Annotated in this window: 12 protein-coding genes; 2 read left to right on the forward strand and 10 right to left on the reverse strand. The window is 60.7% G+C overall.

All coding sequences use genetic code 11. The annotated features are described in order from the left end of the window. Nucleotides 1-12 precede the first annotated feature (12 nt). From gltP to FW789_RS16635, 5 genes are all read right to left on the reverse strand, one after another. Nucleotides 13-1,347 (reverse strand): glutamate/aspartate:proton symporter GltP, encoded by a 1,335-nt coding sequence (gltP, locus tag FW789_RS16615; protein ID WP_103435423.1) that lies wholly within the window; start codon nt 1,345-1,347, stop codon nt 13-15. A gap of 730 nt (nt 1,348-2,077) precedes the next feature. Next, complete coding sequence (locus FW789_RS16620; RefSeq protein ID WP_103435424.1) at nt 2,078-2,548, reverse strand: inhibitor of vertebrate lysozyme family protein; 471 nt, start codon at nt 2,546-2,548, stop codon at nt 2,078-2,080. 3 nt (nt 2,549-2,551) lie between these two features. Then, on the reverse strand, nt 2,552-2,713 hold the full coding sequence (locus tag FW789_RS16625; protein WP_101322694.1) for a DUF1328 domain-containing protein: 162 nt from the start codon (nt 2,711-2,713) through the stop codon (nt 2,552-2,554). A 39-nt stretch (nt 2,714-2,752) separates the two neighbouring features. Beyond that, nucleotides 2,753-3,040: a hypothetical protein gene (locus FW789_RS16630; protein WP_103435425.1), complete on the reverse strand. Its 288-nt coding sequence runs from the start codon at nt 3,038-3,040 to the stop codon at nt 2,753-2,755. 176 nt (nt 3,041-3,216) lie between these two features. After that, entirely contained in the window at nt 3,217-4,038 is an 822-nt protein-coding gene (locus tag FW789_RS16635; protein ID WP_411562406.1) for a BON domain-containing protein, read from the reverse strand. A gap of 210 nt (nt 4,039-4,248) precedes the next feature. Between FW789_RS16635 and algB the strand changes: the two genes are divergently transcribed. Continuing rightward, on the forward strand, nt 4,249-5,595 hold the full coding sequence (gene algB, locus FW789_RS16640; RefSeq protein WP_101322697.1) for a sigma-54-dependent response regulator transcription factor AlgB: 1,347 nt from the start codon (nt 4,249-4,251) through the stop codon (nt 5,593-5,595). A gap of 8 nt (nt 5,596-5,603) precedes the next feature. Next, nucleotides 5,604-7,370 carry a KinB sensor domain-containing domain gene (locus FW789_RS16645; protein ID WP_103435427.1) on the forward strand — a complete coding sequence of 589 codons (1,767 nt, stop codon included), beginning with the start codon at nt 5,604-5,606 and terminating at the stop codon, nt 7,368-7,370. Between the two features lie 6 nt (nt 7,371-7,376). Here the strand turns inward: FW789_RS16645 and FW789_RS16650 are convergent, their stop codons facing one another. The 5 genes from FW789_RS16650 to dsbA form a co-directional block, all read right to left on the reverse strand. Further along, nucleotides 7,377-8,996: an EAL domain-containing protein gene (locus FW789_RS16650; RefSeq protein WP_371411558.1), complete on the reverse strand. Its 1,620-nt coding sequence runs from the start codon at nt 8,994-8,996 to the stop codon at nt 7,377-7,379. Between the two features lie 131 nt (nt 8,997-9,127). Continuing rightward, nucleotides 9,128-9,919 (reverse strand): N-acetylmuramoyl-L-alanine amidase, encoded by a 792-nt coding sequence (locus tag FW789_RS16655; RefSeq protein ID WP_371918892.1) that lies wholly within the window; start codon nt 9,917-9,919, stop codon nt 9,128-9,130. A gap of 63 nt (nt 9,920-9,982) precedes the next feature. Further along, entirely contained in the window at nt 9,983-11,992 is a 2,010-nt protein-coding gene (locus tag FW789_RS16660; RefSeq protein ID WP_207072788.1) for a GGDEF domain-containing protein, read from the reverse strand. Between the two features lie 28 nt (nt 11,993-12,020). Next, the gene (locus FW789_RS16665; RefSeq protein ID WP_103435430.1) at nt 12,021-12,875 is read right to left on the reverse strand and encodes an endonuclease/exonuclease/phosphatase family protein; all 855 of its coding nucleotides are present in this window, start codon (nt 12,873-12,875) and stop codon (nt 12,021-12,023) included. Nucleotides 12,876-12,886: 11 nt separating this feature from the next. After that, nucleotides 12,887-13,522 carry a thiol:disulfide interchange protein DsbA gene (gene dsbA, locus FW789_RS16670; protein WP_446431770.1) on the reverse strand — a complete coding sequence of 212 codons (636 nt, stop codon included), beginning with the start codon at nt 13,520-13,522 and terminating at the stop codon, nt 12,887-12,889. Nucleotides 13,523-13,781: the final 259 nt, after the last annotated feature.

Genomic DNA, 13,781 nt, shown 5'->3' on the forward strand with positions numbered 1-13,781 from the left:
CCACCGCAAATCTTACTGCTTGGCAGCTTCGCCCACAGCGCCAGCAGCCTTATTACCAGTCATGTGCGGCAGCGAGTTGTAATACGCCTCGCCCTTGGCCGAGTCGTACATACCTTCCCAACGAGCGATGACCAGCGCGGCCAGGGCGTTGCCAATCACGTTCAGGGCGGTCCGTGCCATGTCCATGATGCGGTCGACACCGGCGATGAATGCCAGGCCTTCCAGCGGAATGCCAACACTGCCCAGGGTCGCCAGCAGGACCACAAACGACACGCCCGGCACACCGGCGATACCTTTGGAGGTGACCATCAAGGTCAGCACCAGCAGCAGCTGCTGGCTCCACGACAGGTCGATGCCATACAGCTGGGCAATGAAGATTGCCGCGATGCTTTGGTACAAGGTCGAGCCGTCGAGGTTGAACGAATAGCCGGTCGGTACCACGAAGCTGCAGATCGACTTCGGCGCGCCGTACTTCTCCATCTTCTCGATCACACGTGGCAACACGGTCTCGGAGCTGGAGGTGGAGTAGGCGAGGATCATCTCGTCTTTCATGATGCGCATGATCTTGATGATCGAGAAGCCGAACATCCGCGCGATCAGGCCCAGCACCATGAAGGCGAAGAAGGCGATGGCGAAGTACACCAGCACCACCAGCTTTGCCAGCGGCAGCAGCGATGAGAAGCCGAAGTTGGCGACGGTCACGGCGATCAGGGCGAACACGCCGATCGGGGCGTAGTTCATGATCATGTGGGTGACCTTGAACATGGTTTCCGATACGGCCTGGAAGGTGCGTACCAGCGGATCACGCAGGTCAGCCTGCAGGCTCGACAGGCCCAGACCGAACATCACCGAGAAGAAGATGATCGGCAGCATTTCGCCGCGGGCAACCGCTGCAAAGATGTTCGAAGGGATCAGGTTGAGCAGGGTCTCGATGAACGCATGCTCATGCTGCACCTCGGCCGCAGTGGCCTGGTACTTGGAGATATCCACCGTACCCAGAGTGCTCATATCGATGCCGACACCAGGGTGGAACAGGTTGGCCAGGCCCAGGCCGACGACGATGGCAATGGTCGTCACCACCTCGAAGTAGAGAATGGTCTTCAGGCCGATGCTGCCCAGCTTCTTCGCGTCGCCAACCCCGGCGATGCCCACGATCAGCGACGAAATCACGATCGGGACGACGATCATCTTGATCAGGCGAATGAAGATATCACCGGCAGGCTGCAGGACATTGGTGATCCACCATGCCTTTTCTGCACTGAAATGGTTCAGCAGCGCGCCGATTGCAACGCCCAGTACAAGCCCTATGAGGATTTGCCAGGCGAGGCTTAGTTTTGCCTTCTTCATGTCGTTACCTTTTCTTCTAGTGGTCAGGGGCATCGAGCGGAAACGCGCGTACCAGAGCCATTAGAAGCATGCTTGGCAGCGAGATTGGTCCGTACGACGACTCCATCGAAGGTCAGCGCAAGCGAGCGGTTCGGCGCTCTGGCTAGCGAAAAAGGCGGCAACTATTGCTACGCAGGCGGGGCCAGTCTAATGCCGGAAACGACTACCCTATGCCGGATCGGCATAATAGTTCGAGGCAAAACGACGCAGCTGCAAGTCATTGATTTATAACGTTCGGCTTTCCGAACAAGGCCAAAGCGCCATGAAACGGCCAATTTGGCAGATATGGCATGGTCATGCACAACTACTGTTCGACAATCCGAATGGGATGAACAGGGTGTAGGAAGGGGGATGTTACGGAGGAAAATAATTCGATGTACGGTCACGACAAAATGTGTCTTCAGCACGATTTGGCGACAAGCGCTCGGAGCACATCCATAGACGCTTCGGAAGCCAAGCCTGGCACGGTGCATTCGGCACTGCCAGACCTGAGACTTCCGATGCCATCTTTTCCTGACCCGGCCCAATCGATGGAGGCACTCCCTGTACCCCTAGGCCACTCCGACCCTGCAACAGTCAGAACAGCCCGGCCCCATGGTCATGTGCCAACCCTCTTCGAGTCGGCGCATCATAGAAGCCTGAACCTTAGAAAGGTTCGGCTTCTATTGCATTACAGTTGCGTGAACTTTAGTCAGTACCACTTCGGATCACGCTTGAGTTGCTCCTGCAACATCGCCTTCATCCCGTCATCCGGCTTGCCCAGCCAGCGATATTGCGCATGACGGGTTGGCGACTTGTCCTTGGGCAATCCCTCGGGTACTTCCACGAGCATCCCGTAGGCATCGTCCTTGTCCCAGCTAAACGCCACGATCAGACGCTTGTAGGTGCAGTTGTCATCCGATTCGCACAGCGGACCGACAAGGTACTTGTCGCCATCCTCTGTCACCGCCGACATCTGCTCCTGCGAACTGCCGCTGAGGTTGATTACCCACTCGGGCAATCGCTCCTCCCCCTTGAGGGTGTCCTGCCAGGTTTCAACATACTCGCGGTCTGTCGCCAACAATTGGTTGGCGTGGACCTGGCCATCATTGGCCGCCATCGACGCCGCGCTACTGCCCAACAGCAGGGCAGTAGCCAGGGCTTTGCTGATCATCCGCTTCATGGCTTAGCGCCTGCCGCGCCCGAAGAAGAACGAGGCAATGAACAGCACCAGGAAAACGATGAACAGGATCTTGGCAATACCGGTAGCGGCGCCAGCGATACCACCGAAGCCCAGCACGGCAGCGACAATGGCGATGATCAGGAATGTGATAGCCCAACTAAGCATGATGAATCTCCTTTTTCCTTGAAATTGTATGCAGGCGCCTTAGAACACCCAGCGATCCTGCGGTACTACGTTTTGCACAGTGGCGGGGGACGAGGCATTTGGCGACGGCTGTGGATCTGCCGCACGCACCAGATTGTTGGCACGGGTCGCCTGAATCTGGCTCAACAGCGCTGTCTGCGCTGCCACCTGATCGGCCAGTCGTGCAGTCTGCAGGCTGTAGTAAAACTGGCCGGCGGCCAGGGTTACCAACAGGGCAAGTGCCACGAACAGAAACTGACGTACTGGCACTGCGGTGGTCTGCGACTGGTTGACTGGTTGGCGACTCATGTCGATGTCTCCTGCAATGTTCTTGTTAAACGCTATGAACAAGTAATTGCAGCCTGCATGCCAGTCTTGCCAATGTTAAAAAACGTATATATTTCAAACACTTAAAAACACGTAGGCAGTACCTGTAGGACGTATCCTGCACGATGGGGCCGTTAGCGTCGTGCGTATTGCACGACTCAGCCCTCGACCTTGGTCGCTACCTTGAGCAAATCAGCGTCAACCCCGCGCACACCAAGGATTTGCCGCGCTACCTCGACAGCGATGGTTTTCTGCTCCCGGCTGACCACCTCCCCCGCCAAGCGAACCATGCCTTGCTCACTGCTGACCTTCAGGTTGAGGCCATCCAGGTTACGGCTGTAGCCGTAGCTGCTCTGAATCTTGTCGATGATCCAGCTGTCCGAAGGTTGCTCGCCCTGCGCTGCGGCCACCGGCGTTTCCCGCGCTTTGGCCATCGCCGCTGTGTCGAGGCTGATCAGGTTGTTGACCAGGTGGATACCGTCGGTGGTGCGTGCCAGTACGCCTGCCACTTCCTTGGCTTCGACCCGGTCGACGCGGCCGCGCAAGGTGACCACACCATCGCGACTGTCTACTTCAAGCGGCGCCTTGCTGGTTACCTGCGCCCAGGACAAACGCGCACGGACGATAGCCGTCAGGGTCGCATCCTCCAGCCGCTGGGCGTAAGCGCGCAGGTCCAAGGACTGCTCGACCAGACCGGGGTTGACGTGCAACTGGTTATCCACCTGCTCGATGCCGCGGGTAGCCAGCGCTACGTCCTCGGCCAGCTGGCGCTCCACGGCGCTTTCGACCTCACCGGTGAGGCGCGCCTGCTGCTCCTGCACCGCCACCTCGATACGAAACGGATTGAGCAGACGGTTGAGCGACAGTGCGGTTTGCAGCGCGCCTTGCAGGCGGGCGTCTTGCAGCGGATCAGCAAACACCGGAGAGGCGAAAGCGGCGATGGACAGCGCTAAAACGGCGCTTCGTGGGGAAAATGCCATGCTGAGTGCTCCTTTTGAAACAAATCCAAATATCTTCGCAACCACCGTGCCAAGCAAAAAATCACTGGTAAAAACCTTTATATTCAATTGGTTAACCGAATACGCGACCAACGGCTAGCATGCAAAGGACGGAATCCTTCAGAATTGACCATGCAACTTGCCCGATCTTTCCGACACTAACTCAGATCAATCCTAATGGAGCGTAGGAAAATGGAGTCTACCCAGGACAATCAAGGCCGCATTCTGCTGGTAGATGATGAGTCCGCCATCCTGCGAACCTTCCGCTACTGCCTTGAAGACGAAGGCTACAGCGTGGCTACGGCCAACAGTGCGGCCCAGGCCGAGGCGCTGCTGCAACGTCAGGTATTCGATTTGTGTTTCCTCGATCTTCGCCTTGGCGAAGACAACGGGCTCGATGTGCTGGCGCAGATGCGCGTGCAGGCACCGTGGATGCGCGTAGTGATCGTCACGGCCCATTCGGCGGTCGATACCGCAGTAGATGCGATCCAGGCTGGCGCTGCTGACTACTTGGTCAAGCCGTGCAGCCCGGACCAACTGCGCCTAGCCACTGCCAAGCAGCTTGAAGTACGCCAACTGTCGGCGCGCCTGGAAGCCCTCGAAGGCGAAGTACGCAAGCCAAAGGACGGCCTCGACTCGCACAGCCCGGCAATGATGGCCGTGCTGGAAACCGCGCGGCAGGTGGCGACCACCGACGCCAACATCCTTATCCTCGGCGAATCCGGCACTGGTAAAGGCGAACTGGCCCGGGCCATTCACGGCTGGAGCAAGCGTGCGCGCAAGGCCTGCGTGACCATCAACTGCCCATCGTTGAATGCCGAGCTGATGGAAAGCGAGCTGTTCGGGCATACCCGCGGCGCCTTCACCGGTGCCAGCGAAAGCACCTTGGGGCGGGTCAACCAGGCGGATGGCGGCACGCTGTTCCTCGACGAGATCGGCGACTTCCCGCTGGCTCTGCAACCCAAACTGCTGCGTTTTATCCAGGACAAGGAATATGAGCGCGTCGGCGATCCGGTTACCCGCCGTGCCGATGTGCGCATTCTGGCCGCAACCAACCTCAATCTGGATGACATGGTCCGCGAAGGGCGCTTCCGTGAGGACCTGCTGTACCGCCTCAATGTCATCACCCTGCACCTGCCGCCACTGCGCGAGCGCAGCGACGATATCCTGACCTTGGCTGACCGTTTCCTCGCCCGCTTCGTCAAGGAATATGCGCGGCCGGCACGTGGGTTCAGCGACGAGGCCCGCGCGGCCCTGCTCAACTACCGTTGGCCAGGCAACATTCGCGAGCTGCGTAACGTGATCGAGCGTGCCAGCATCATCTGCCCGCAGGAGCGGGTTGAAGTCAGCCACCTCGGCATGGCCGAGCAAACCACCAGCAATGCACCGCGGATTGGTGCTGCGCTGAGCCTGGACGAGCTGGAACGGGCCCATATCGGCGCGGTGCTGGCCTCCAGCGATACCCTTGATCAGGCTGCCAAGACGCTTGGGATCGACGCCTCGACGCTGTACCGCAAACGCAAGCAATTCAACCTGTGAAGTGGCCCATGAAGCTGCGTGCGAGGCTCTTTTTAAGCATTTCAGCGCTGGTCACGGTGGCGCTGCTGGGCCTGCTGCTGGGCCTGGTCAGCGTTTTGCAGATGGCCTCAACTCAGCAAGCGCTGGTGCGTGATACCACCCACACGCTGGAGTTGGGCCTCAAACTGCGGCAGAACCTCGGCGAACAGTTGATTCTTGTTCTGGACGAGGACAGCGACGCCGACAGCCTCAACAACCTGCAGACCCAATTCCAGACCTTGCTCAGCCAGGGCTTGCAGGAAGGCGGCGAGAAAACCGGTTTCAGCAAGGCCAGCAGCAATTACCAGACCTTCCTCCAGGCCTACCGGCAAACCGCCAATCCTGCCCGCAGCATGGCCACCGACAAGCCCCTCGGCGCTGCTTTCAATCAGGTCCGTACTGACCTGATCGAATCCTACAAGCAGTCACTGGAGCAGATATCCCGCAGTGAAGAGGCCAGCCGTGACCGCGCGCTGCTGATCAGTGGCCTGCTCGGGCTGATGGGCTTGACTGTGCTGATCCTCGGCTTTGTCACTGCGCACAACATCGCGCGCCGCTTCGGCCTGCCGATCGAAGCCCTGGCCAAAGCCGCAGATGAAGTCGGCCAAGGCAACTTCAATGTCACCCTGCCACTGTCCCAGGCTACCGAACTGAACCAGCTGACCCGCCGCTTCGGGCTGATGGCAGACGCCCTGCGCAAGCATCAGGCGACCAATATCGACGAAGTCCTCGCTGGTCAGCAGCGCCTGCAAGCTGTGCTCGACAGCATCGACGACGGGTTGCTGATCATTGACCAGCAAGGCCACCTCGAGCATCTCAACCCGGTTGCCCAGCGGCAGCTGGGTTGGGAAACCAGCCGCCACGGCACCAGCCTGGTCGAGGCGCTGCAACGTCCCGAGCTTGAACAGCAACTGCGCCAGGTCTTGCGCGGTGGCAGCCTGGACCGGCCACCGGAAGACTTGAGCATTGAAGTCGAAGACGAAACGCGCCTGCTGTCGTACAGCCTGACCCCGGTCAGCCATCCGCAAGGGCCGATTCTGGGTGCGGTGATGGTGCTGCATGACGTCACCGAGCAACGTGCGTTCGAGCGCGTGCGCAGCGAGTTCGTCCTGCGCGCCTCGCATGAGCTGCGCACTCCGGTTACCGGCATGCATATGGCCTTTGGCCTACTGCGCGAGCGGATCTCGTTCCCGCCACAGGCCCGCGAAAACGACCTGCTCGACACCATCGGTGAAGAAATGCAGCGCCTGACCCAGTTGATCAATGATCTGCTCAACTTCTCCCGCTATCAGAGTGGTTTGCAGAAGCTCGAGCTGGCCCACTGCGGTGTCGAAGAGATGCTTGAGCGGGCGCAGGCGCGCATCGCCGAGCTGACAGCGGACAAACAGATCGAGCTGGTGATCGAGCTCGAACAGCCATTGCCACGTATCCAGGCCGACGTTGCGCAGCTTGATCGGGTGCTTGACAACCTCCTGCACAATGCCGTGCGCCATACGCCTGATGGAGGCAGGATTCGCCTGCATGCGCGGCGCCACGGCGAGCGGGTGATCATCAGCGTCGAAGACAACGGTGAGGGTATTGCCTACGGCCAGCAAGGGCGAATCTTCGAACCCTTCGTTCAGGTTGGACGCAAAAAGGGCGGGGCAGGGCTCGGGCTGGCCCTGTGCAAGGAAATCGTCCAGCTGCACGGTGGGCGCATGGGAGTCATTTCAAGGCCCGGCGAGGGCACCCAGTTCTACATGGCCCTGCCAGTCTGAACCCGCTCACGGCTCATCATCGATGCGCCGTGAGCGGACTCGCCGCCCGCGAGTAATCAGCTCGGCGAACTGGCGGGCGCTGAGTGGATGGGCAAACAGCCAACCCTGGCCATAGTTGACCCCTTCGCTGTTGAGCAGCAGCGCCTGATCTTCGCACTCGATGCCCTCGGCGATCACCCGCAGGTGCAGGTCGTGGGCCATGCGGATGATGTGCGGTGCCACGCCACTGCTGGCGGCATCATGGCCAAGCGCGTCGATGAACGCCTTGTCGATCTTCAGGCAATCCACCGGCAAGGTCTGCAGGTAGGCGAGGCTGCAATAGCCGGTGCCAAAGTCGTCGATCAGCACCTGATGGCCAACGGCGCGCAAGGCTTGCAGGTTGTCGCGCGCCACCACAACGTCGATCAGCCCGCGCTCGGTGACCTCAAAGGCGATCTGGCTGGCCGGGACCCGGTGCAAGGCCAGTAAACGCGCAGCCACCGGTCCGATGCGCGGCACCATCACATCGCACGCGGCAAGGTTGACCGATATGTACAGCTGGCGGTTGGCGCGCAGCAACTGGCCCAGTTGCTCCAGCACTCGCTGCAACACAAAGTCGGTGATTTCGCGGATCTGCCCGGTGTTCTCGGCCAACGGAATGAACAGGTCGGGGCTGGTCAGGCTGCCATCCGGGCGGCGCCAGCGCACCAACGCTTCGGCGCCGACGCAGCGCCGGCTGTCCAGCTCGAAAATAGGCTGATAAAGCACCTGCAGTTCACCCCGGCGTAGTGCGTGCTGCAGCTCGGAGCTCATCGAACGGCGCTGCCGAATCAGCTGCAGCACCAGCCAGCCGATGCAGCACGCCAACAACAAACTGCCCGGAAACAAAAGCCAGAGCAGGCCGTTCATCTTCAGCGGCAGGCCCACACGCGGGGCGATCAGCACCAGCTGATAGTCCGGCGACTTGGTCGGCATGCTGTAGATCAGCCGGTCGCTCTGCTCGAACAATGACTGGCCCGAAGGCGGCGGCCATTCGGCCAGCGGTGGCCACGGCTGGACCGGGCCCAGCACGGGGATCGCCCGGCTGCCATGATCGAGCACTACCAACAGGCTGCCTCCCGGTGGCAGATCGACCACATCGGTCAGATGCCCGCGCGAGGTCGACACCAGAAACTTGCCCCGGCCAAGCATCAACGCGGCCAGGTTTTCATCAGGTTCAGTGGTGGTGTTGAGCCAGTAGCTGTAGGTGGGCCCGCGGATATCTGGTGGGCGCAGCGGCTGCATGGCGCTTTCCTTGCCACGGCTGGAGCAGAGCACGTTGCCGTCCAGGTAAGCGGTTTCGTAGATGAAGCGCGAGCTCAGGCTGACCTGCTGCAACGCCGCCAGCATGCGCCCGTCGCAACCGCGCAAGGGCAGCGCCTGCAGCTGATCGACGCCCTCGCGCAGTTGCCCAAATACCTGCTCCAGACGCTCGAGAAACCGCTCGCCCTGGGCGTTCATCTGCGCGCTTTCGCTTTCTTTCATCTGTTGCAGGGCAACGCCAACGCTGCCGGCAATCAACAGGACGGCGCTGGCCAGGGCCGCGAATGCGGCCAGCAGCCAGGGACGGTGGAAAATTTGGCGCAACCCATCGAGAAAGGTCGGCATCGCACTCATCCAGTTGATTACCAAAGGTATAGCAACGGATCGGGTAATCAGCATGGCCGTCTGGCGTATTACTCACGACTGCCGCCCACGCATAGCTCGGCCGGCACACTCAGGCAGTCGGTGCAGCAGCCTCAGCGCATCTGATTGAGTACTTGCAGCATGGCCGCGGTTTGCGCGTCAGGTTGCCCGTCAAAGCGCTGCGGGCGGAAACGCATCTGGAACGCCGCCAGCACGTGCCGGGTAGCTACATCCAGCTCGCCGGTCTGCTCGATCGCGTAGCCAAACCGCGCCAGCTGCTGCTGATACCAGTTGATGCTGGGCGGATTGACCGCAAAGAAGCCCTGCTGACGCGCGACTGCATTGGCATCAGGCCAGATGCCGAGGCCTGCATCCGCCAGGCGCTTCCATGGGAACAGCGGGCCCGGGTCGAGCTTGCGCAGCGGTGCGATGTCACTGTGGCCAATGATGTAGCGAGGTTTGATGTTATTGCGTTTGACGATGTCTTTGAGCAGGGCAATCAGCGACTGTACCTGCGCCTCACTGTAGGGATACCAGACGCGGCCGTTGGGCGTGTCATCGAAACCGGGATTGACGATTTCGATACCGATCGAGGTCGAGTTGAGCCAGGTACGCCCATCCCACTGACTGTCGCCGGCATGCCAGGCGCGGCGGCTTTCGTCGACCAACTGATACACCGTGGCCGGGCCGTCGCCAATCAGGTAATGACTGCTGACTTCGCCCTTGGTGAGCAGCGCGAGCGAGCGCTCCAGTGAAGCGTTGGTGTAATGCAGCACGACAAACTGGATGCGCTCGTCCTGGTTCACAGAGGTGTGGCTGCGATCAATGCGCAGCCCCGAGCTACAGCCGGCCAGGGCCAGAACGAGCAGGGCGGTGAAGAGAGTTTTCATCGGCAGGGAACACATATCAGCAGCTACGAAGTTGCTACAGTATAACGTGCTCCCTGCCAACTGTTTGTAGGAAACCGCTTAGCCCTGCTCCACCCGATTGCGCCCCAGATCCTTGGCCCGGTACAACGCGGTGTCGGCACGCTTGAGCACCTGGTCATCGCGCTCGCCCGTGCGAAAGGCGCTGATACCAATGGAGGTAGTGATCACTACCCGCTCGCCCTTGAAGTGGAACGGGCAGGCTTCGATGGCCGCGCGCAGGGTTTCAGCCACCTGCAAGCCGGCTGCCGGGGAGGTCTGCGGCAGCAACACGACAAATTCCTCGCCGCCAAACCGGGCAATGAAGTCGCGCCCGCGCAAGCGCTTGCGCAACTGGTCGGCGACGATCTTCAAGACCTTGTCCCCGGCCAGGTGGCCGTAGCCATCGTTGATCCGCTTGAAATGGTCAAGATCGAGGATCGCCATCAGCAGGTGACCGCCATTTTCCTGCCAGTCGAGTACTTCGCGCTCGACCTGCTCGGACCAGGCGGCGCGGTTGGGCAGCCCGGTCAACGGGTCGATCAGGGCCTTCTGGCGTTGCTCTTCAAGGTGCTCGCGGTAGCCCAGCGCCTCCTGCTCCATGTTCGCCACCCGCTCGGCCAAGCCGTGCAGGCGCCCAGCCAACTCCTGTTCGCGGCGGTCACGTTCCTGCTGATGGTCGTCGATGGTGACCAGCAAGCCTTCAAGGCGATTGTCGAGGACATGTTTAAGGCTGTTGAGGTCAGCTGCGCCCTGAACGCTGCTTTGCAAACCATCAACCTGCTCCCGCAGCTGGGTGTCGAGTTCGCGAGCAGCACTGGTGTTGTCGGCATGCCCGGCACTGGCTTCGTGCAAGTGGCTCTGGAAGGTCTCCAGGCGCTCGTTCAGCTGCTGAAGGTACGCTTCGAACTCGTGCTGACCGCTGTCGGTAATGGCCAGCATCAATACGGCCAGGTCATCCAGCACCGGAATCAACTCGTACCAGTTCAAGCCACGTGCAACCCGCTCGCGCATTTCCAGCGCCTGCGCCTTGTGCCGTTCGGGCAGGCTGAGGTCGTCGAGCAGGCCGATCAAGGTCTGTTCGATATGCAGGGCAACCTGGCTGTAGGGCGGCTCGACGGCGTCGGGCAAAGCGTAGGGGCCGTCGTCGTCGACTGGCTCAGCATCCACCTCTGGCGCCTCGCTCGGCACCAGTTCGTCGGGCTCGACCTCAGCCAATGCTTGCTGCTGCGGTTCGCCGGGCTGTTCGTCACTCTCGGCAACCGATGTCAGTGGCTCGACCAGTGCAGGCCCTGACGACTCGGGCTCTACGGGTTGTACTTGCACGGGCTCAGTGAGTGCTGGCTGAACATCTTGCTCAACGACTGTAGGGAGGACATCGGCTGCGCGGATGGGGATGACCGGCTCAGGAGCTGCTGGAGCCTGTACTTCGGCCGGCACGACGGGCGGCTGGGGTTCACTGGCGAGGACTTGCAGAGCCTGCGCTTCAGCAACGGGCACATTCGGCGCGGGGCTGCTCGGCTCCGACGTATCCGCGCGCGACTCGCTGTCGCTTTTGCCGAACAATCGTTGCAGAAAACCCGGGCGATGCTCATCGTCCTGGTTTTGCAGCGAACTCAGCGCTTTGCCCTGCAGGCCACTGAGTTCGCCTAGCAATGGCGGCAGTTCGCGAGACTGGCCAACGCCGCCGTCGAGTTTTTTCGCCAGTTTTTTCAGCGGCCGGGCGACTTCGCCAGGCAGCGGCAAACTCTGCAACTGGGTAACCAGTGCTGTCAGCGCGTCGCTGACCTGATTCATGCGGGTTTCGCGCCGCTGCTCGGAGTCGAGCACGGTTTTTTCCAGGCGCGGGATCAGGTTGGCCAGGCCAGCGTCCATGTTGTCGCTGCGGATCACCTCGCGCATTTCCTTCATGCACTGGTCCACCGCCTTGTCGCTACCCTCAGCCGCCAGGGTGCTGCGCACCAGGCCACGACGCAGCAGGTCGAGCCGGGCGTCCCAGCGACGCTCGAGCTTTTCCTGCTGTTCGATGCTTTTAAGGTATTTTTCTTTCCAACGCTCTGCGTCGTCTGTCATGCCCGGATCCACTGCGCGGTGATGGCAATTAGCTCAAGACGGGCAGGGTATCCACAGTCAATGCGTCAGGCAATCGAATCTCGACCGCAACGGGTAGGTGATCGGAAATTGGCTGGGCCAATACCTCGACACGCTCCAGCGTCAGGCTCGGGCTGAGCAGAATATGATCAAGGCAGCGCTGCGGGCGCCAACTCGGGAAGGTCGCTTGGACCTGCGGCGCAATCAGCCCAAGGTCGCGCAGTGGCGAGGTTTCCAACAGATCGTTGGCGTGGGTGTTCATGTCTCCCATCAACACCTGGTGACGATAGCCGCCAATCAGCTCGCGGATGTAGCTGAGCTGCATCGCACGGGTCTTGGCACCGAGCGCCAGGTGCATCATGACCACGATCAGCGCATCTTCACCCTCGCCGAAGCGCACCAGGATTGCACCGCGACCGGCGGGGCCGGGCAGCGGGTGATCTTCCAGATGAGTCGGTTTGAGCCGGCTGAGGACGCCATTGCTGTGCTGGGCAAAACGCCCCAGGTTGCGATTGAGCTGCTGATACCAGTAAGGGAATGCGCCCAACTGCGCCAGGTGCTCGACCTGGTTGATGTAGCCCGAGCGCATGCTGCCACCATCGACTTCCTGCAAGGCCACCAGATCGAAGTCGCTGATCAGCGCACCGATCTTCTGCAGATTGCCGGCCCGACCGGTGTGCGGCAGCAGGTGCTGCCAACTGCGGGTCAGGTAATGGCGGTAGCGCTCGGTACTGATACCAACCTGGATATTGAAACTGAGCAGGCGCAGGCGACCATCTTCCGGGAGGCCGGGCGCCTGCAGGTGATGCTCGTTGACCTGCGGTTGATGCAGGCCAACGCCTCGGGTGGTTCGCACGCGAGCCATGGATTCGCCGCTTACTTAGCGGCGCGCTCCTTGGCGATCAGCTGGTCGGCAACGTTGAGTACGCCTTCCGGGCCGCCGGCAGTGCCGAGGTCAAAGCGGTATTTGCCGTTGACGATCATGCTTGGAACACCGGTGATTTCGTACTTCTTCGCCAGTTCTTTGGCCTGTTTGACCTGGCCTTTGATAGCGAAGGAGTTGAAGGTGGCAAGGAACTTGTCTTTATCGACGCCCTGAGTGGCGAGGAACTCAGCCATCTCTTCAGGATCGGTCAGGCGCTTGTGCTGGTTCTGGATCGCATCGAACACTGCGGCGTGAACCTTGTGCTCGGCGCCCATTGCTTCGAGGGTCAGGAACATCTGGCCGTGAGCATCCCACGGGCCGCCAAACATGGCTGGAATGCGTTTGAAATTGACATCGGCAGGCAGTTTTTCAGCCCACGGATTGATCACCGGCTCGAAGTGGTAGCAGTGCGGGCAGCCATACCAGAACAGCTCGACGACTTCGATCTTGCCTGGCTGGGAGACTGCAACCGGGTTGCTCAGCTCGATATATTCTTTACCCGCGGTAGCCGTATCGGCTGCCTGAACGGCGGTGATACCGAAAACGCTGGCGGCGACCAGCGCAGCGCTGAGAATCAGTTTACGCATGCATTACTCCTGAGCATTCAGTGGTCACCTCGACGCGACCTCAACTAAGACCGGCCGGGAAGGGTGCGAGTTCGATAGTGTAACGGCAACAGACGAAAAAAAGGGCAGCCGGGGCGCAGCGCGTCAGCCGAGCCTCGCAACACCGCCGCTCCCTGTAGTGCGGGCTTGTGTCGCGATGGGCTGCAAAGCAGCCCCAAACTCGACCGACTGGCACCAACCCAGCCACCCTTCATCATTTACCAATCAATCATTAACTGAA

The organism is Pseudomonas sp. 1121_17 (genome assembly GCF_052850745.1).

Bases quoted from the DNA above. Each gene is read 5' to 3' on its own strand.
- gltP (WP_103435423.1), bottom strand. From the start codon at position 1,347: ATGAAGAAGGCAAAACTAAGCCTCGCCTGGCAAATCCTCATAGGGCTT.
- FW789_RS16620 (WP_103435424.1), bottom strand. From the start codon at position 2,548: ATGAAGCGGATGATCAGCAAAGCCCTGGCTACTGCCCTGCTGTTGGGC.
- FW789_RS16625 (WP_101322694.1), bottom strand. From the start codon at position 2,713: ATGCTTAGTTGGGCTATCACATTCCTGATCATCGCCATTGTCGCTGCC.
- FW789_RS16630 (WP_103435425.1), bottom strand. From the start codon at position 3,040: ATGAGTCGCCAACCAGTCAACCAGTCGCAGACCACCGCAGTGCCAGTA.
- FW789_RS16635 (WP_411562406.1), bottom strand. From the start codon at position 4,038: ATGGCATTTTCCCCACGAAGCGCCGTTTTAGCGCTGTCCATCGCCGCT.
- algB (WP_101322697.1), top strand. From the start codon at position 4,249: ATGGAGTCTACCCAGGACAATCAAGGCCGCATTCTGCTGGTAGATGAT.
- FW789_RS16645 (WP_103435427.1), top strand. From the start codon at position 5,604: ATGAAGCTGCGTGCGAGGCTCTTTTTAAGCATTTCAGCGCTGGTCACG.
- FW789_RS16650 (WP_371411558.1), bottom strand. From the start codon at position 8,996: ATGCCGACCTTTCTCGATGGGTTGCGCCAAATTTTCCACCGTCCCTGG.
- FW789_RS16655 (WP_371918892.1), bottom strand. From the start codon at position 9,919: ATGTGTTCCCTGCCGATGAAAACTCTCTTCACCGCCCTGCTCGTTCTG.
- FW789_RS16660 (WP_207072788.1), bottom strand. From the start codon at position 11,992: ATGACAGACGACGCAGAGCGTTGGAAAGAAAAATACCTTAAAAGCATC.
- FW789_RS16665 (WP_103435430.1), bottom strand. From the start codon at position 12,875: ATGGCTCGCGTGCGAACCACCCGAGGCGTTGGCCTGCATCAACCGCAG.
- dsbA (WP_446431770.1), bottom strand. From the start codon at position 13,522: ATGCGTAAACTGATTCTCAGCGCTGCGCTGGTCGCCGCCAGCGTTTTC.